Origin of the sequence: Sphingomonas sp. LHG3443-2 (assembly GCF_049896405.1) — a bacterium.
Classification (GTDB): Bacteria; Pseudomonadota; Alphaproteobacteria; order Sphingomonadales; family Sphingomonadaceae; genus Sphingomicrobium.
In genome coordinates, this window is the sequence record NZ_JAFCUG010000001.1 from 1,530,971 (window position 1) to 1,549,269 (window position 18,299).

General features: G+C 61.1%; 14 protein-coding genes. 9 read left to right on the forward strand and 5 right to left on the reverse strand.

Annotated features, from left to right (window positions below):
• The first annotated feature begins 225 nt into the window (after window positions 1–225).
• The 6 genes from ACP69Z_RS07725 to ACP69Z_RS07750 all read left to right on the forward strand — a co-directional run bounded on the left by ACP69Z_RS07725 (window position 226) and on the right by ACP69Z_RS07750 (window position 7,846).
• Window positions 226–3,666: a hypothetical protein gene (locus tag ACP69Z_RS07725; RefSeq protein ID WP_426266927.1), complete on the forward strand. Its 3,441-nt coding sequence runs from the start codon at window positions 226–228 to the stop codon at window positions 3,664–3,666.
• A gap of 213 nt (window positions 3,667–3,879) precedes the next feature.
• Window positions 3,880–4,701 carry a ribonuclease H-like domain-containing protein gene (locus tag ACP69Z_RS07730; RefSeq protein WP_426266928.1) on the forward strand — a complete coding sequence of 274 codons (822 nt, stop codon included), beginning with the start codon at window positions 3,880–3,882 and terminating at the stop codon, window positions 4,699–4,701.
• A gap of 28 nt (window positions 4,702–4,729) precedes the next feature.
• Window positions 4,730–5,470 (forward strand): hypothetical protein, encoded by a 741-nt coding sequence (locus ACP69Z_RS07735; RefSeq protein WP_426266929.1) that lies wholly within the window; start codon window positions 4,730–4,732, stop codon window positions 5,468–5,470.
• Between the two features lie 79 nt (window positions 5,471–5,549).
• A complete protein-coding gene (locus ACP69Z_RS07740) occupies window positions 5,550–6,332 on the forward strand; it encodes a hypothetical protein (protein WP_426266930.1) in 783 nt (260 codons plus the stop codon).
• A 228-nt stretch (window positions 6,333–6,560) separates the two neighbouring features.
• Window positions 6,561–7,463, forward strand: a complete 903-nt coding sequence (locus tag ACP69Z_RS07745) for a DNA N-6-adenine-methyltransferase (RefSeq protein ID WP_426268070.1) — start codon at window positions 6,561–6,563, stop codon at window positions 7,461–7,463.
• Window positions 7,464–7,507: 44 nt separating this feature from the next.
• Entirely contained in the window at window positions 7,508–7,846 is a 339-nt protein-coding gene (locus tag ACP69Z_RS07750) for a hypothetical protein (protein ID WP_426266931.1), read from the forward strand.
• 356 nt (window positions 7,847–8,202) lie between these two features.
• Here ACP69Z_RS07750 and ACP69Z_RS07755 read toward each other — a convergent pair whose 3' ends face one another.
• Together ACP69Z_RS07755 and ACP69Z_RS07760 are read right to left on the reverse strand one after the other, a co-directional pair.
• Window positions 8,203–8,811, reverse strand: coding sequence for an OmpA family protein (locus tag ACP69Z_RS07755; RefSeq protein WP_426266932.1), 609 nt, complete (start codon window positions 8,809–8,811; stop codon window positions 8,203–8,205).
• Complete coding sequence (locus ACP69Z_RS07760) at window positions 8,808–9,323, reverse strand: hypothetical protein (RefSeq protein WP_426266933.1); 516 nt, start codon at window positions 9,321–9,323, stop codon at window positions 8,808–8,810. Before ACP69Z_RS07760 ends, ACP69Z_RS07755 begins: the two co-directional genes overlap by 4 nt.
• Before the next feature lie 482 nt (window positions 9,324–9,805).
• Here ACP69Z_RS07760 and ACP69Z_RS07765 point away from each other — a divergent pair, with 482 nt between their 5' ends.
• From ACP69Z_RS07765 to ACP69Z_RS07775, 3 genes are all read left to right on the forward strand, one after another.
• A complete protein-coding gene (locus tag ACP69Z_RS07765) occupies window positions 9,806–10,288 on the forward strand; it encodes a hypothetical protein (protein ID WP_426266934.1) in 483 nt (160 codons plus the stop codon).
• Window positions 10,289–10,341: 53 nt separating this feature from the next.
• Entirely contained in the window at window positions 10,342–11,544 is a 1,203-nt protein-coding gene (locus ACP69Z_RS07770) for a hypothetical protein (RefSeq protein ID WP_426266935.1), read from the forward strand.
• 1,429 nt (window positions 11,545–12,973) lie between these two features.
• A complete protein-coding gene (locus ACP69Z_RS07775; protein ID WP_426266936.1) occupies window positions 12,974–13,222 on the forward strand; it encodes a hypothetical protein in 249 nt (82 codons plus the stop codon).
• A gap of 694 nt (window positions 13,223–13,916) precedes the next feature.
• Here the strand turns inward: ACP69Z_RS07775 and ACP69Z_RS07780 are convergent.
• From ACP69Z_RS07780 to ACP69Z_RS07790, 3 genes are all read right to left on the reverse strand, one after another.
• Window positions 13,917–16,478 (reverse strand): TonB-dependent receptor, encoded by a 2,562-nt coding sequence (locus tag ACP69Z_RS07780; RefSeq protein WP_426266937.1) that lies wholly within the window; start codon window positions 16,476–16,478, stop codon window positions 13,917–13,919.
• Window positions 16,479–16,543: 65 nt separating this feature from the next.
• Window positions 16,544–17,413 carry a hypothetical protein gene (locus ACP69Z_RS07785; protein ID WP_426266938.1) on the reverse strand — a complete coding sequence of 290 codons (870 nt, stop codon included), beginning with the start codon at window positions 17,411–17,413 and terminating at the stop codon, window positions 16,544–16,546.
• 511 nt (window positions 17,414–17,924) lie between these two features.
• Entirely contained in the window at window positions 17,925–18,110 is a 186-nt protein-coding gene (locus ACP69Z_RS07790; RefSeq protein ID WP_426266939.1) for a hypothetical protein, read from the reverse strand.
• Window positions 18,111–18,299 lie beyond the last annotated feature (189 nt).

The window sequence follows — 18,299 nt, forward strand, 5'->3', positions numbered from 1 at the left end:
TCTTGGTTGAAACAGGCTCGGGCAATATCGCAACTCGACGATTGCCCGGGCCATGACATTAGCTTGAACATGCATGTGCCTATTAGTGGAAAAGCACGGAACAATTAGGAAGGAAGTGCGCGCGAAAGACAGTAAAGACAAGTTTTAGAGAGGTGCAAAACTCGCAAGTTTGTATGCGGTGCATACAAGCTTGCTGATTTTGACTTCTTATCCGATATAATTGGGATGCGACAGAACTCATCCGCGCAGCTCGACGTCAGAGCTCTTCACGCCGCCGTCAGGTCTGATCGGCTGGCGAAGCAAGCCGCTAATGAAGAGCGGATCACTCGCGCAAAGCAGGCCGCGGTCGAGCGGAACGTTGTTGGAGAGGCCACGGACGCGCTGGGTCTGCGACGCGCAAGGAAGTGGAAGGCCAGTGGCGCCGACCTTATCGAGCCAATGCAGCTTGACGTTCCCATCAGCCGCAAGCTCCCACTCTACTCAGATAACGGACTTCGCTCGTTCCACCTCGCGTGGCAGCCGATAGCAAAGACGTTGAAGAGGCGGTCATTGGCGAACGGGACCGTGCTTTCCCCGGGCGCAGCGGCCGAGAATGTCCGCTACATCGCGGCGGCGCATGAGCCGGCAGGCGAGGCATCCGCGCACGTCCAGTATCTCGATGGCGACCGTGTTCACCGGGATGAGAACGGCGACAAGCTCTTTCTCACCAACATTGCGCCCAATGATCTGCCCGAATGCGTTCGCTTCTTTGAACGGGTCGAGGACCACGAACAAAAGCCAACGCCGGACGCTCTTGAGGTCTGGTTCGACAAAGATGTTCAGCTCTGGCGTTCCGTTACGAATGACCCGGATTGCGATCCAGCATTGGCGGTTGCTTGGGCACAATGGCGTAAGCAGCATCTTGACGAACTTGCTCGTGGAACACTCATGGAGAGCGCCAAATTGGACATCAGCCTTTCTGGCAGCGCTGATGATCTTGAAGAATTGCTAGAACGCCACGGCCGAGCGCCGCTTGGGGACAAGAAGAAGGCCGACTGCCATCAGCAGGACGGCTACTATCTTCGGCGAGGCCGCGGCGGTCGGGTCCAACATCGCGTGAATGGCTCTCTGCCATCTCGCATGCCTGACCCGCAGAAGAGAGAAGTGCTACGGCGCATTGTGGAACGGCTCGGGGGCATGGGCGGCATGTACCTGGCGGTTTTGCACGAGCCAGATCACGCCAACGATCCGGACCACCACCACTTCCATGTCGCCATCTACGATCGCCCGTGTCGACGCTTCACCAATCAGGCCGCCGAAGCCGATCGCATCACATCGAGGGGCGACAAGAAGCTCGTAGAAGATGACCTTAAATCAGGAGTCTTCTCGCCCTACGAAGGAGAGTGGGATTTTACCGTTCGCAGGGTCTACAAAACGTCTTCGCGTAACAGGCGTGTCCACTACCCATTTCGCCAAAAAAAGGCCGAGGCTTTCCGCCCTTACGGCACGATTAGGAAGTTCCGGAAGTTTGTCGCAGAGACCGTGAACGCCGTTTCGGTCGAGAACGCCGGCGAGCCGATCTATGATCCTGGCCGCTACAGCGAGATGGGCATCGACAAGGAAGCGGACGAACGGCTGCAGCCGCGAGGCCATCAGCGCGAGGTGAAAGGCTACGCTACGACCAAAGGCATCGACAACGAACGTAAACAGGCCGAGGCCTGCCGGCGCGAAATCGAGCGCTGCTACCGGAAGGAGCTTGAGGCTATTGAAGCTTCCGCCCGAAACTTGCTGTCGCTTGAGGAGCGAGCCGGGCCGTCAGGCAGCATGATCACCCTTGATCTAAAGCTGAATTTGGCCGAGCAGGCGATGGTTGTCGAAGCAAGAAAGGAGCTCGCGCTCCTCGATCTTGAATGCGAGCGGGAACTCTCTCGGCCAAGGACAGTCAGCGCAACAGCTATGCGGCGCCTGCCGACCCTCGGAAAGAGGGCTCAAAGAGGCGAGATGCAGCGGATCATGTCGGCCCATCAGCAAATCGCGGAATGGGCTCGCGTCAACAGTGATTGCATGGCCAGGGCGGACGAACTGCGATACGCGCTTCAGCCTCGCCAATTCGAGCTTGCCTTCGAGCATACTGAACTTGAGGGTCGCCTGCTCGCCGTCGTGGACGCGGCTCAGAAGCGCAGTTGGCCTGCTGGTAATCTTCCGCCGCCATCCGCGCCTATGGCTTCAGTCCCGTCACCTTCCGGCGAGGAAATAGCGCGGCAGCTCGTGCCGCATGTCGAGGAGGCTGGTTCGACTGGGAATCAGCTGGGTCCGGTTCTTGGATCTGGCAAAGAGGTGGGGGCCTCTGATCAGGCGAGCGTCCCGGTCTCATCCACCGACGTTCTGGGAAATTCCTCGCAGCCCTCCGAGGTCGAAACTAAGAAGACGATTAACCCGCCAGAGTCCCCGCCTGCCGATGATGCTCGATGTGCTGATCTGGCGCTATCGGAAGCCAGATCACCAGCCGGAACGGCCCCGCAATTGCCGACGCCTTTGGAGGCGCGCGACACGATCGGCATGGAGGATGCGGTGAGCGGGCGGCTGACCGATGCGGAGGTCACCACTGAGTTGACGGTCTCCGCTTCGACAGCGTCCCGCGCTAACGCTTCTGCAGGCACCGCCGCGGTGAGGTCTGCGGCAACCTTCAGCCTCGGTGCTGAGCCGGGTTCTGGGTCCCGTGCTGATCCGACGGCCGCCAAGGAAGCTATGCTCCAAGAACAAGCGAAGGAACTTGGAGCCGTCCACGGAGCACAGGCGGATCATGCTGGTGGGGAACTGCTGACCCAAGCCGCGGTCGATCCATCCTCCGCTGGGAAGGATAAATCAACCGAACCGATGCCAGAGGTCAACAAACAGCTTCGGTCTGGATCCGCCGCCACCGTGCCAGCAACGCCGAGAAACAACATCATGCGGCGGCGCAGTCTGGCGTCCATGTCGACGCCTTCTTTTGACGAAGCGGAGGTCCCGAGCGCTCCGCCGCGGCAGATCGAGAAAGCTGCTGCGCCAGATGCGCTTGTTGCAGCATCATCCGATGACGCACCGTACGACCAGTCAACGCATGGCGATCACGCATCTGACCTAGGGGCTGCGGCTGGTGTGGTTGCCCGTTTGTCATCATTGCTAGCCAAACATGCGCCGCCGAGGCCTAGCGCTAAGCCTATTACCATCGTCGGGCCTCCAGCCCCCGACGCAGCTACTCTTGATATCCTGGGCAAGGAAGTGCGGCAAACTCTCGATCGCGTCCGCCATGGTCAGCTTCGCCTTGTCGAGCGACAAGGCCGGCTTGTTCCTGCGCCATCCCACGCACATTCACCGTCAATCGGCTCAATCGTGCGGGTCTACCAGCAGGAGATTCGGAAAGCTCACGAGCATGCCAAGGCAGAGTTCGGGCAAGTATTCACGTTCCTTCAGTCCCACGGATTGAAGGTGGCGCGCCGAGAAGAACCCATCTCGCAAGAGATGATGGTGTTGCTCCGGAGGTGGCGGCGCGATCCACGGCTGCGGAAGACCCTCAGCCAGCTCCGTGATGAGGCGTTGAGTGCTGGCCGGCTCAGACGCTCGGCGCAACGGCCAACGCCCACCGTGGATGCGCTGACCCGTCAGATTGCCGCATCGCAGAGCTCGGCGGAACAGCACAGCCGCTAAGCTCACTACTGTTTGGGTCGTGGCGCGGTCCGGCAGTGCCGCCACGTAAGCCTTCGCATGTGCCCGGACATGGAAACCCGACGACGAGCGTCGGCCAGAGCCCAGGATCCGGCGAAGAAGCAAGGAGCGGGAGCGCTCCTGATGAAGATCGGAAGTGAGTGGAAAATGGCGGCGTTCGCCATGCTCCGCCGGTCTTCGTCAAGGAGACCTTAAGTGACCCGTTACCAACCTAAACAATTCGAAGATCGGCACATCGCTGTGCTCGATCTTGAGGCCCTGAGTGGCGAGCAGCCAGAGGACGGCAGCTTTCCGCCGTGGCCGACCTTCACGCCCATCCTCGCCAGCGTGCTTCAGGCAGATCGAAACAGCTATGGCGAATGGTCCTTTAGCCTAGAGACGGTCCGCTTCTTCGAGGACGACGAGCCTTTCGAGCAGGTGGACGAGCTGATCCGGGCGCGGGGACTGATCACATTCAATGGGGCAGGCTTCGACCTGCCCGTGCTCATGCTCTCCGCGCAGAAGGCCCGTTGCTTCCAGCTGCCGGCCCTCACGGCTGCCGCTACCCAGCCGAAGTTTGGCAACGTCCACTATGATCTTGCGCAGCGGTGTTCCAACTACGGCGCGGTGCGCGGTGGAACGCTGGAGCAGCTGTGCTCGGCGCTGTCGATCCCAGCGAAGTTCGACATGCATGGTGACCAGGTCGGTGAGCTCTACGACAATGGCGAGATCGATCGCATCGAGGCTTATTGCGGCTCGGACGTTGCCGCCACGCTGATGCTCTATGCCCATCAGCGGGCGATGGAGATTGGCGATCCGCTCTACCATGCATCGCTGATCACCCAGTTCGCGCGATGGGCGATGCAGGACGGCCGGGAGTGCCTTCGCCCGTTCACGCAAGTCCGGCAGCTGGATCAGCTACTGCCCATCTCTCTTCGCGGCCAGATCGCGGCTGCTGAGCAGGTAGCTGGTGTGAACGCCGAGTGGCGCGACAAGCGGGCGCTGGACGCCAGCTTCGGCGAGGCCGTCCGCTACTAACCCGCAAGCACAAAGGAAGACGAGCGCCATGGCGCCGCAGCCCGTCGGCCGCGGTGCGCTGGTGTTCGTCCGCAAGAGAAAGGAAAATGGAATGAACATCCAAGAGCAAGAACTTCAACCTCCGCCCATCCAGGTGCTGGTGACCGCGGCAGCGGGCTTTGCCACCGCACCGAATTGTTCCTGGCTTCACGGCTTCTGTCTGCTGACCTGCTCGCAGAAAGACGGCGAGGTGACGATCGACGGTCAGCTGATGACCGGCGAGCGCCTCGCCGACGATGGGCCGGTTATCGCCGCACTCACTCGGGCACTCGACGAGAGTGCCGTGCTCGCCGGCATCGATTTGACCGACATGGTTGGCCGGCTTGGTCGCCTGCCGGTCGATGCCCAGGATCAGCGGCCAGCGCTGGCACTGCTCCGCAGGCTCTGCGCCATGCTGATCGGTCGCGAGCCGCTCGATCTGACGCTTACCGAGCGGAGCCAGGCGGCCCTGGTGCTCATCGCCAGGAAGCATGGCCTCAGCATTCGGGAGAACTGGGTCGGTACGGGCGATGATGCTCGGCCAGCCCTGCACGGCGGGATCGACAACGCCAACCCTGCCCGGCTTGCCGCGGAACTCGTCGACACGGCGGGCGCCTGCCTGCTGACCATCGCCGAGCTTCACCTGCCACAGCTGCGGTCTCAGGTCGCTTCGGGTTGGCGCCAGTGGCGCAGCGAACTGCAGATCGCCCCGTCACCCTTCGTTGCGGATCACGAGGAGGGGCAGCCCTAACCCGCCCATCGCCGACCGCACCATTTCACACGCTGCAAGCCCGCCATCGAGCGGGCTTTTTCATGTCCAAGGAAGAGAAATGACCACCTACAACAACGACAATCGCTACAGCCAGACCTACGCGGTCATCGACGTTGAGACGCTGAACCTCAACCAGCTTTACGAGAGCTACAAGCGTCTCGATCCGGAACCCGCTGAGCTTCGGTGGCCGTTCAAGTCCGTCTGCGCCACAGCCCTCCTTGTCTTCACGGTTGATGGTGACGGGTTGTTCGAGTTCGTCGACCTGCATGCAGCCGCCGGTGACGACGAGGGAGCGCTCGTCCGCGATCTGTTCGACCGCCTGCGCATGCTTCCTGACGCAAAGGTGGTGACCTGGGGCGGACTGAATGCGGACATGCCCGTGCTCCGGGTCGCCGCGATGAGGCATCATCTTCGGCTGCCACCGCAGCTGGTGAACGATGCCCGACGTTTCCGCGAACGCTGCCACCTGGACCTTGTTGCGGAGTACAAAGCCGGTGCGAGGAACTTCGTTCATTTGTCCGAACTAGCGACCGCGCTTCGCCTTCCGGTGAAGTTCGCCGATCGGGCCAGCCATGTGCCCAAGCTGCTCGCCGAGGGTAAGCTCGACCGGCTGATGGACATCGCTTTGGCGGACGTCGTGAGCACAGCGCTCATCCTCCAGGCCCACCTGGAAATCCACTCGGAGCTGACCTCGGCCGCCGCGGCGCAGATCATCACCTTGCGGGAGGTGGTCCGACGCCGACCGCAGACCCGCTACGCCGATTACCTGTCTCGGGTGGAGCGGAGGTTGGCTGCGGAGGCCATGGCCGACGCCGAAGCCTTCATCGCCTCGGCTGCTTGAACTTAGCGGGGCAGGCGCATGCCTGCCCCGCCTTCGGGCACGCTGACATTCCATCATCGCAGCCTGTTGTCGATCCGCAAAGGGGGCATCCCCTTACCATGTGAAAGGACTGACCATGTCCACCGACCAGCCGGCATCGGCGGGAGCGACGCCGCTCATTAACCCTTCGCACAAGGTTTTGGTCGATGGTGATCCGATCGTCCAGAATGTGACACCGGGGAGGGTCAGATATTAGTCGAAGAGCTTCGAGAGGCCAGGCGTTCCGCTGGCCTGTCGCAACGCGCGCTGGCGGAACGGGTCGGGGTCGACCCGCAGGTGATCAAGCGACTGGAACGTGGCATCGGGTCGGTCGCCACCTTGGTCGCGGTTAAGGAGGCGCTGGACTTCCGTCTGAACGGCCTTGGTTCCGGTCGAACGCTCGCCGAGCAGCTGCGCAACCGCCGCCGCAAACGGGGTTGGTCGCTCGACAAGGCGGCGGAACGATCGGGATTGTCGAGGGCGACCATTTCCAGCCTCGAGCAGGGTGGGGGATCGGTCGCCAGCTTGCTCCGGCTCCTGGCGGTGGTTGCGCCCAAGGCTCGGCAGCGGGCGCCCGAGAGAGCTTACTGGGGGCAGGGCGACAAGGAAGATCGGGACAGCCGGTTCACGCCGCCTGAGTTCATGGACGGCATCTACCAGGCGTTTGGCGAGATTGACCTCGACCCTTGCGGCAATGCTCTCAGTCCCGTTATCGCCCGCCGGCGCATCATGCTCAGCGAGGGCGGAGACGGGCTGACCGACAATTGGTCAGGTCGGCTGGTGTTCGTGAACCCGCCGTTCTCCGCACTGCTCCAGTGGCTACGCCGGGCTTACGATCAGTGGATCGCTGGCAACGTTGAGACCGTCGTCTGCCTGGTTCCCGTCCGGACCGACTCTGCCTGGTTTCAAGACACCCTCAGCTCGGTGGCAGACATCTACCTGCTCCGCGGCCGAGTGCGCTTCCTGAACTCGCATGGGAAGGGGCAGCATACACCATTTTCACTCATGCTGGTGACCCTAGGAGCCACTGCGGAGCAGAGGGCTCGCTACGCCAAACTGGTGCCCGGCTATTGGTTGGCGCGGGCGGATGTGAGCGTCGCGGAGGCTGCTTAAGCGCGCAATCTAAACGCGGCATCGCACAGACGACGGAGGATCCTATGTTGCTCTACCACTTCACAGCAGCGAATCGGCTCGACTCGATCATGGCGGAGGGCCTGACAATCGGCGACGTGCCCGTGGACGGCCCCACCGCGCCCGGACAAAACGCTGTCTGGCTGACCTCGTCCAAAGAGGGCGGCGAGCACGGGCTCGGCGAACCTCGCGAGATGACGGATGTTGAGCGCGAGAACATACGGAAGTGGAAGGGCATAGTCCCGCCAGCTGGGTCGCGCTGGGACGACAAGCGGGAAGTTCGGATTGCCGTTAAAGTAGCCTCGGGCGATCGTTCGCTAAGACGATTTCTGCCCTGGGCGCGTAGGCGTTTCAGTCCGGAGTGACTCGACGCGCTGGTCCAGAGTGGCGGCGGCAAGCGGTGCGCGAATACATGGTGGCTCTATTTCGGCTCAATTGAAACGAGCGCGTTCGTCGGAGTTGCGGTGCGGGATGAGAGCGGAGGGATGAAGCGAAAGGCACCAACAGCCAAGTGAGAGACGCGCCGAAAGCATCATGAGCAGCGCTGTTGGCGCTCACTAGAACGGCCAAAACTGGCCGGGAGGGGACCGTCCGGAGTTCGCGGGCAAGCCTGAGAAGCCGCCGTTCGTTCAGCTGCCGGCGCATCTCCGCTTTCGACCCATTGCGGACGTTCGCCGGCCCGCGACCGGTGCCTAATGGTCCGTCAAAGCAGTGGCTTTTTCTAATTTGACGCCGGCACGATCACCTCTACCCGGCGGTTCTTGGTGCGTCCGGCCGGATTGTCCTTGCCGTCGGCCAGGGTGTTGGGGGCAACCGGTGCGGCTTCGCCCTGTCCCGAAACCTCGAAGCGCCGCTGGCGAACCCCGACTTGCTGCTCGAACCAATCGCGAACGGTCTGCGCCCGCGCCTGTGACAGAGTCTGATTATATGCGTCGTCGCCCTTGGAGTCCGTGTGGCCGATCACCCGCACGTTGCCCGGAGGGCTTTGGCGGATCACCTCGGCCGCCTTGCGCAACTCTTCCTCGGCAGCCGGGGTCAGCGTCGCCTTGTCGAAATCGAACAAGGCATCGGCCGGCAGGTCAATCACCAGCCCCATGTCGCTCATGCGGGTGTTGAGGCCGCTGACGTCCGCGGTCAGGTCGCTCACCTGCGCCCTTAACCCGCTACCCCGTAACGGATCGGCGGCCGGGGCCGTCTCGCTCCGCCTATCGGGGGCGGCAGCCGGCCCGCTCACTCCGACGGACGCCTGCTGCGCGTTGCCGGCCTCGCCACCACCCGAACAAGCGGTCAGCAAGCCGACCGCCAGCGCGGCGCAGCGCGCCCGGATCACCGCGTCACCGGTACACCGTCGAACGGCGCCGTATTGGGCAGGTTGATCGACACCGTCTTGCTCGTCGCCGGAGGAGCCGGGAATTTCGCCCAGAAAATGCCCGGCTTCACTTCGCAGCTCACCATCATCGAATTGCCGCTCACGCTCGACGCCAGCCAGTCGCCGGCATTGTCTTTCAGGATCGAGATGCGCTGCGAGGTAGCATCGTCGATGATGCTGATCCCGTCGACGCGGAAGGCTTCGGTGTTGATCTTGTCTTGGCTGGAGCAACGGAACGTGGCGGTAAGAATGTCCCCGGTCACCGCAAGCTTGATGAGGTCGACCTGGCTCCCGTCGGGCCCCGGCTGGCTCTGGATCGCGGCTGCGGGCGCGATCGGCGTGACCGGCGCTTCCTCGCGAACCACGGCTTCCCGCGTGACTCCGCCGGCGGCCGATGTGTCGGATGCCGCAGCCTGATTGGACGAAGGTTGGTCGGAGCTGCCGCACGCGGCCAGCGGAAACGCAGTGAACATTGTAAGCACAGCGAACGAGCGACCCGGCATCATCGAAGCTTCCCTCCTTGAACGTCCGCTTTCCACCCATTGCGGACATTGGGGCTGGGCCGCTCCGAGAGGCTCAAACCCCCCGACCTTCGGGCTCGAAGCTCAACGCTCTATTGAGTTGAGCTTGGCGCGGTTCGCCTATGCGGCCCGGCCACGTGTCGATCCCAATGGCTCTGCTCTTGACCATCGGCTCTCGTCCGAGCGCTCGATAATTGCTCCGCAGTCGTCACTCGCGAGGGGAGGCTTACTACCTACGGCCACAAGTAATTGGATGAGCGAGAAGCTTGCCACGCCGAGGCAGTCCCGTGCGTGACCTGGTGTCGCTCGGATTTACTGCGGACGACCTGCGCGCCCTCCATGCCGAGGGCCAATTCCCCGCTCAACCCGAGGATCAGCAAGCTGCTCCGCCTACCGCTGCCGCCCGAGCCCAGGTGGCACAGGAGGCCGTCGTCTTGGAGGTGATCGACGTCAGGCCGGAACTGCTCGGCGATGGGTTCCGCTCGACTGCCCGCCTCCGGGTCAAGGAAGGCCTCAAGGGCGACCTGCAGCCCGACGATCTGGTCGAAGTGCGGCTGCTCTCCGGCCTGGGCAGCGATGGCAAGTTCCACCAGAACGGTGGCGAGCCCGTGGTCGTGCCGGGGCTGCCGGCCTCGCTGATGGCGGGCAGCCGCTGGTTCATGCTGCTGTCCGAAGGCGTGCGAGCAGAGCAGGCGCTGCGGCTTGGCAAGACACTGCCTTCCTCGGATCGGCGGCTGTTCGCGATACTCGGAGCTTGGCCCGTCCTCGGTGGCGAAATCGCGGAAACCCACACGGAGCCCGGGCTGGGCCGCCTCGATCAGGTCCGGCGCGAGCTTGCACCGGTGAACGCCGCATTTGTTCGCGCCAGCCGCCGCCTTGGCAAGCCGCTGATGCGGCGCATCGTGGGCCTCAAATGAGAAGGATTGCTATGCGCTTTGCCTTCACATCTGTCTGGCTTCCAACGGCTCTGATGGCGGCCTGCTCGCAGGGCGGTCCGGCCAATGGAACAGGCGCGGTGTCGATCGTGCCGGTCCAAGGCCAGGCGCGCTATGCGACCATTCTCGAGGCGCCTCCACGCACGCCGATCCCGCGGCTTGGGCCGGAGTCTTACACGCGCACGCTGGAGGATCGCCGGTCCTTCTTCGCGGATGCAGTCGAGCAGAAGAATCTACCTCTGCTGCGGCGGATTAAGAGCGAGCAGATGGGCAACTTCGGCGGCGTGGAATGGCGCTGGAGAGATGGCCCGCAGAATGGCGGGCTCGGTCGGCTGACCGGCATCGTCTACTTCCTTCGCGCACCTGAGGCGACCTTGACTCGCTATACTGGCAATCCGCTGTTCCGCGCCGCCAAAGGCGAGTTCGCGCGGACGAACCAGGAGCAAGTCGCCGGGCAATGGGCCACTCGGATCGGGTTCCCTATCGCCGCTCCGGAGTTCGGCAACATGCGGGTGCCGCAGCTTCGTATCTCCATGCCGAGAGCGGAGTTCGCTGCCAGAGCCAAGGCGGAGGGCTGGCGCTTCCCAGCCAACCTCCGCCTGCGCTTCGATCCCGCGGCGGAGCCGGACCTGCCTGCCATCGCCGCGGAGGTGCAGCCGATGATCCGCGCCTTTCCACAGGACACCCAGGTCAACCGCGCATCGCCCGACATAGCCACATTCGACGCGGTGGTGCTGCGGGACGGCTGCTTCTTCATCGACCAAGAAGGTCCTGATGACCCACTGATCGAATTCCCCTTCAGCATCGGCGTTCTCCGGGATGCCGAGGGCCACTTGTCGTTCCGCACCCGCTACTCTCAGCAGACCAGGGTGCTGGGGCGCGTCGGCACGCGGCTGCAGCTCGGCTGGCGGACCGAGCGGGCAGCTCCGGCGGCGCTTCAGGCAGCATGCGGCGCCAAGAGAATCGTGAGCGTCAGCTCCGTCGATCAGGCTGCAGGCTATGGATCGCGCTGGTTCGACGTGAAGCAGTATCGCGATCGCCTCGGCCTGACGTCGGTCGAAGCCATGCGGCGGGCGAACACCTGTCTCATCCAACAGGAGCGCGTTCTGACTCAAAGGCGTCTTGGTCGAACAAGGGAGCAACCGATTAGCTGCATGGAGTTCATGCACGTTCCAGCACCTCCGCCCTTGCCGCCGCAAGCAGCTGCATCTGAGCCGAACGATCGCTCGCCGAAATGACTGCTTTCCAGCAACACCTGGTCAGGGGGTTCACCAAGAGATCAGCTGCAACATCGCAAGGTGGATGGATTGGCCGCCCGCCTGAACTAAGCACGGTTCGCGGGTCCTTAGCCGCGCGGTCCGCATCTATAATCCGGCACCCCTTCCGTCGCACCAATGCCAAACGGAAGGTGGGAACGGTCCTGCTGATCTCGCTCATGATGGTGAGCGCTTGCGGACAGGTCGACCCTCGTAGCTCAGCTTCAACAACAGGCACGATCAGAACAACGGAGGGAGAGCAGACTGAGACGCTCACGACCTATCTGTTGGCTGAAGCTAAGCCTGGTCTCCCCCGACCCACTTTCCACATTGCACGGATGGCGGGCAAGCTGGCGCTCAGCGACGGATGCATCGGCTTAGTCTCCGGCAGCACCTTCATGACTTTGGCGTTCGCTCCAGGTGAAGCAGTCTGGGACCAAGCACGCCGTGCGCTTGTTGTCCGCGGTTCCGACTATCTGTTGGGCCAAGATGTGGAGGTTGGTGGTTCTTTGGCCGGAGGATCGGCAATCGCGGGGGTGTCGCCCGGCGTGGTGGAGCGCTGCCGTGCATCTCCCATCTGGTACGTCGCGCCTGGAACCCTCGCTGCCATAAATGAGTAATCTCCGCCTCAATCGACCACCTTCCTAAGAGAAGAAGGTGATTAGGATGAACGCTCCATGTCATGACCCTTCTCGCTGAGCGACTGAAGATGGTCGAAAGCGGACGGATGCTTTCCGGAACTAGGTGGCCCTAAGCGGCCGTTGCCCGAACTAACTCGCCGGTGAACCAATCCCACATGCGGCGTCCTATTCTCAGTCTCTTGGCGGGTGAATTCTCACCTTTGCCGCCCGCCGGCATCAACATCTGCGAGACGAACACATCGACCCAAGATTGAACTCTCTCAAGAACGCAGAGGCTCGGCTCGCTGCGGAACCCGAGGTGACGGCGAGAGTTTCTCGGCAGTGACATCCACGAAGAGCATTCGGATAGTTCTGCGAGTTAGTTTTCTCCTACCGCTGGCGCTTCTAGCAACCTCATGCTCGGCGGTAACGGCTCTCAAGCCGAGCAAGCCTGATCGAGGTCCCAAGGTCGTTTTCTTGCAGGGCGGAGGAGAACTTCCCTCCATCGGCCGGGAGCTTGAAGGTCGCTTGGCTTTGAACTCGGCAGGGTGCCTATACCTCAAAAGTGTTGCCGATCTTCTCATAGTGTGGCCGCCGGAGGCATCGCTTAATCTGAGCGGCAATACAGTCCGGACGCCAAGAACTGGTGTCATCAGGATCGGGGATCAACTCGTGCTCGCTGGTACGCCGTTTCAGACCCTAGGAACACGAGTAGTCGGACCAACAAAGGTGCCGGAGGCATGTGCCGGCATGATGGCGATCCTTGTTAACAAAGGTGGAGTTTCAAAACTATGATGAAGCTTGCCGTCACTGTCGCGTTCCTGATGGCTTCAACCGCAGCCGCGGCGCAAGCATCGCCTGATGAGCAAGCCATTCAGGCGTACGCGGAAGAGTTTGGTATTTCCACCAGTGAAGCCGCGCGTCGCGTAGCCTTACAAGATAAGGTGAACACCCTATACAACCAGCTCTTATCAAATCCGCAGTTCAGTGGTCTGAGGTCATACAGAACCGGCAGTCCTATAGAGTTATGGCCAGAATAAAGGGCAAGAAACCGGATTCTGCTGAACTGACGAATGATCCTGAGTTGCAGGCTCTTATTGACACAGGTGCCATCACGGTTGCCTATCTGAGTTTCCGAAATCTCCGGCCCAACAGTAGACCTATCCAAAGTATTCTGAAAGCGTGGCTCAATCTGTCTGCATGCACCCAGCTAGATGAACATCGGGAGCCATGCTCGCATCTAAGCCTCCGGTCGGCGCAATGCCAAGATTGCCGCATAGGGTGTGCATGTCAATAAGGGACTTTGGCGTCGATGAAAGTTTGGGAGCAGATCATCGAATCTGGCAAGAAAAGGGTTTTCCGGTAGGAGCTTGGGGCGCGCGGGATAGCGCGCCCACATCGATCGTGACCTGGATGCGGTGCTGACCGTTCCTGCTGTGTTCCGAGTTTGGGACCAAATAGCCATCGATGGTATTGCAGCTGCGACGTCGATCGTTGCTGCCGTGCGCCGACGCTAAGCGCTTTCTCTGCCTCCTGCCGGCACGTCGGTGTAGAGCCAGGAGCGATCAACATGATCCCGACCAGCACTTCCTGTGCCTGGCGTGCACGAACCTTCTAGTTCAGGCAGCGGGCTCACCCCGTGATGCTGACCCCGACACGCCACGCGCCAAAGCCAAGCTCGAACGGCTGCGGCAGCTTAGCTGCTTGGTCACCTCGAACTGGGCGCTCTTGAAGCTAGAACGTCCTTCGAAGGCTAAAGCTTATCGAGCGACCGAGCGGGTCCAGATAGGCTGGCTGGTAGCTTCGCGGGGTCGCGCCATTTGCATCCTCAACACGGGGGCGGCCGTTGAAAACATTGTCGATGCCAATGCTGATGCGCGTCCCTCTGATCCACGATGGGGCTTGGGCTCCCCCGAAACGGTCAGCGAGATTTACGAAGAAGTTGACGTTCATCGTTCCAAAATCAGAGAAGACCAGGTCACCAGGGATGCTGCCTGCGGGTGCAGACAGCCCGCGTACAACCGTTCCGCTTTGCCAGGTCGCGCTCACCCGAGCCCCAAGTCCTCCCTTGAAGGCACCAGCCTGCAACTCGATTTCATGACGAGGACTGCCGCCGCGATTGCTAATCGCGAACCCGTCCAGGAGATCAAGGGACTTGCCGCTTTGGCTTATCAGAACCGTGTCCTCAATCCGCCAGGTATGATAAAGACTGAAGATCAGGCGGCTGGTCAGATTTTCCACTCGCCGTGCCGCCGCGCTTCCTGCTTCAGGCCTGACTATTCTAGCTCCAGGAGGCAGCGCGGCTTGCAGGCCAGTTTCGCCTCCTCCGACCACTCGGCTGTTAAGCTTCTGTGTTTCCGACACTGGACCAAGCGGTCTCGTGTAATTGAAGCCCCAACGGACCAACTTCTGCTCGGACCGCGCGAAGTTGATCGGTCTGCTGTCGATCCGAAGCAACCGACCATCGAGATCCCGGGTAAACCGCTCGGGCAACGCTTCCTCAACCGCAGGCGTAGCAATCGGAAAAGACGCTATTGGATCGTTGATCCGCGTGTTGACGTAATCGATGCTGACCGACAGATCCGACTTCGGAAAAGGTTGAGCATTGACCGCGATTCTTGCGACGCGACGGTCATCTGGACGGAGGCCAGGGTTGCCCCCCAGCAACCTAGTCAGGTTCGTCGTCTCTCTACGGCGGAAGTCATAAGTTGGAATACCTGGTGTTTCGATAAGCGGAGATCCAAGTTGCTCGACGGTCGGAGCGCCTTCTTCATTTGTGACAGACGCGATAAGGTTGAGCCCTGGAATTGCCGACCAGGTCAAACCATAGCCGAACGTGCTTAGAGTGCCCGCATCGGACAGCCTTTCAAACCCTAGATTTACATTCGTGGATAGATTGCCTAGCCGGCCGAAGTTGACCTTGCCTCGCCGGGCGATGGGTACGTCAATGCTCGCCTGGATCGCGCCACTGTCTCGGGACAGCTTAGTTCGCCGCTCGACTCCAGCACTCAGCGATTGACCCTCGAAGTCACGAGCCCGTGCTCCCCCACTTACACTCATGAACAACGGGCCTGCCGGGAGCTTCAGGACCGAGCCGCTCAGCACCAGTTCGGCGTCGGCGAAGGAGTTCACGGCCTGCGCTTCGCTCCGTGTTCCGGGTCCACCAACGACATCCGTAGACGTATCCGTTCGGCTGCGGTCGTAATTACCGGTGAAGGACCACAACCACTTCCCGACCTGCCCATTGTGTGCCGTTCCAAAGTGGATTACGCCCGTCTCTGTGTGACGCGTCAGCGGCCCATCTGCGGCAAGCCCAAGAAGGCTGCGGCTGCTGCTGGCCTGAAAGCGCCCGTTCAAAGTCGACGATACGTTGCCCAGGACGGCACCGCTTATTGTTCCGTTGAACGCCAGCCTTTCGGCCTGCGGCAGCAGAGACCGGAATTGCCTAGCATCTGTCGGGCCTAGCGACGGCAGGATGTTGCGGTCGCTCTCGCGAAGCAATCCCGAACGATCATAGTCCGCATCGAAATTGTACCGGGTGTCACCCGCTATCCGTAAGTAGCTTGCATCAGCGCCTATTGTGTTCCGCCCACCATCAGTGGGCACGGAGTAAGTCAACTCACCCGCACCTGCTCCAAACCGTTCAAAGGTGACCACATTCACCAGCTTCTGGTCCGCTCGATAACCGTAAGCTAAGGCGAGTTCTTCCGGAAACACCTCCATCCGCTCGATCGCTTCGGTTGGAATCTTGGCGATTTCGGCGAAGCTCGATACTCGCTTGCCATTAAGGAGCACAACAGGATCGTTGTCCTCTCGCCCCAGATCGCTGCTCACCTGCGGTCGGATGGTGTCGAGCAGTTCCCCGATATCGCTGGCTCCGTAAGCTCTGACATCGAGCGTACTGAGGGTTCGCTCCGGAGGCACGTCGCTGATGACCGATCCGCGCGGCCGCTGCCCCGTGACGACTATCTCGTTCTCACCGGCACCCGTCCTCGTGCTTCGCCGCGGTGCTGGCGTAGTGCCGCCGCTACCCGGTGGCGGACTACTCTTGAGCTGCTCTCGGACTTCGCGCTGCACCTCAGGTGGCAAGTCCTTTTCGTCGGCTCCCCAAAACTCGATCTGCGGCTCGGCAGATGCATCGTTCGGCTTGGATCCGGTGGACTCATCGCCGGGTGGCGTTGACGTGGCGGGCCGCTGGACAGGTGAGAGGGGAGGTGGAGCAGCCGGCGGTGAAGTGGATGCCTTTTGCAATTCTTGTGCATGTGCTGACGTGGCCCCGGCCAGCAGCGCTGCCATCAAGGCACCTCCCGGCTTCATCCGAGTTCAGCCCATCCGAGTACTAGAAGAGCTCGACCGCATTCTTATTGCCCTGCCTCGGATTTCGGATGGTTAGCGTACCGCTCGTCCAATGCGATAAAGGATTGGAGATCGGCGTCCATCACCAAAAGACCATCCGGCTTCTCTAGATATCCGGTTCGGGTAAGGATCCACTGCTCCAGCGGCTGGCCACTACGGAACGCGGCAGCAAGTTCCGCGATGATCGCTTTGTTCTTTGTTCTATCGACCAGGAAATCGTAGAAGGCGCGGCCCATAGCATAAAACTGCGGCGACTCTGCGGACGTTGCAAGTCTCATGCGGACCTGCTTGGTTGGCGTAGCCGGTGCGCCAGCAAGCGCTTCGGGATGACTCATGCTTAGGTACCGACTTAACGGTATAAGCGTATCTTCTTTAGCGAACCGCGCAGCTTGGCGGCGCCTGCTTGCGGTGAGTTTCTCGTCCTCGAAAGCAACTGCCGCCATCTCGTCCAGCCAGTCGGGAGCATCGCCTCCATATTGATCCTGCCGGGAACTAGGTACGAGGTAGCGAATAAAGAGGTCATGCCCTATTTCGTGGCGCAGCACATGGCTGGGCGGGCGATGGTTTCGGTCTGCGCTCTTGTTGCTGAACACCCAGCTGTACACAGGTTTGCCACTTGGTGACAGGGTGACCCAATTGTCACGCAAACTACGTGGAGTGGCGATGCCGAAGCGCACGTTGTGCAGCGCCAGTACCTCCCGCGCCGCAACTTGCGCCGCTTCGCCCTCGCTGATAGCAGCTCTGGCGTCCGCGGCTTCTACCTCAATGTAACCGAAGGTCGTGTCCCCCCTGACAATCCCGCTCGTACTAGTACCGCCACTTGGCGCCGGTGAGGAGACAATTGCCCCCGCGACTATCCCAAGCGACAAGAGCATGAGATTACGACTTCCGAGCTGCTGAAAAGGGCAGCTTTCGGCCAAAAACGTTAACGTCGCCGGTCAAGGCCTTAGCCGACGGATCAAGTTCCAGATCAAAGGACACTGGCGGTTGCGCATTCATGCTAAACCGGACTTTGCGCGCCGAGACCGTTAACGATTGCATTGGTTGCCACGTCTTGGTCTTGGCCGACATGTACCGCCCAGACCAAGTGTCGCCTTCACGCCTAATCTCAAAGGTCCAATCTGTCTGGGCGAACGATCCAGACCAGGTGCCCGTAACGTCGTTCGCCATCCTATTCTGCGCCACAGCGGGAGTTGCCGGCGTTGCCAGCGATGAACAGAGTGCTAGGCACGCTATTGCCGCAGATGCAATATTTGAACGTCCGCCCATGTGATCGCCCTCATGCAGTTACAAGCTGCCGAAGTCACAGCTCAGATAAAGGAAAGAGGTCGATACGGAGACCTGCAGACAGGCTCCGCATCGACCATGATCGCCTAGCGGATTGACTTAGTACACACCGCCGCCAAGATCGGTGACGAGGTACACGTCATACGTCACGCCGTCTATTGTGATCTCACCGAGATACTCAACGAGTGACTGCTTCGAAGCAGTCGGCGGTGCGGCTGCCTGAGCCGTTGCAAGCGGCACAGTGGTGGAGAAGAGTAGGCTTGCAGCAAGTACAATGCGCTTCATCGTATTTCTCCCTGGCCGCAACGATCGACTCAGACTGAGCCGGTGAACGGCCAACTATGAGTTGGTCCTCTTTCTACGGCGAAGTCAAGCAGAAGCCTCAACAGATCATCCTAAGTCCGTTCTTTATCGGTTGTTGGACGATACTGGTTTGCCTCTGCTACTGTCCGTTAACTGCACGTCAGACTAAGC

Coding starts and splice junctions, on each gene's coding strand:
- ACP69Z_RS07740 (WP_426266930.1), top strand. CDS start 5,550: ATGACCACCTACAACAACGACAATCGCTACAGCCAGACCTACGCGGTC.
- ACP69Z_RS07785 (WP_426266938.1), bottom strand. CDS start 17,413: ATGCTCTTGTCGCTTGGGATAGTCGCGGGGGCAATTGTCTCCTCACCG.
- ACP69Z_RS07780 (WP_426266937.1), bottom strand. CDS start 16,478: ATGGCAGCGCTGCTGGCCGGGGCCACGTCAGCACATGCACAAGAATTG.
- ACP69Z_RS07735 (WP_426266929.1), top strand. CDS start 4,730: ATGGCGCCGCAGCCCGTCGGCCGCGGTGCGCTGGTGTTCGTCCGCAAG.
- ACP69Z_RS07790 (WP_426266939.1), bottom strand. CDS start 18,110: ATGAAGCGCATTGTACTTGCTGCAAGCCTACTCTTCTCCACCACTGTG.
- ACP69Z_RS07750 (WP_426266931.1), top strand. CDS start 7,508: ATGTTGCTCTACCACTTCACAGCAGCGAATCGGCTCGACTCGATCATG.
- ACP69Z_RS07725 (WP_426266927.1), top strand. CDS start 226: ATGCGACAGAACTCATCCGCGCAGCTCGACGTCAGAGCTCTTCACGCC.
- ACP69Z_RS07760 (WP_426266933.1), bottom strand. CDS start 9,323: ATGTTCACTGCGTTTCCGCTGGCCGCGTGCGGCAGCTCCGACCAACCT.
- ACP69Z_RS07775 (WP_426266936.1), top strand. CDS start 12,974: ATGATGAAGCTTGCCGTCACTGTCGCGTTCCTGATGGCTTCAACCGCA.
- ACP69Z_RS07770 (WP_426266935.1), top strand. CDS start 10,342: ATGGCGGCCTGCTCGCAGGGCGGTCCGGCCAATGGAACAGGCGCGGTG.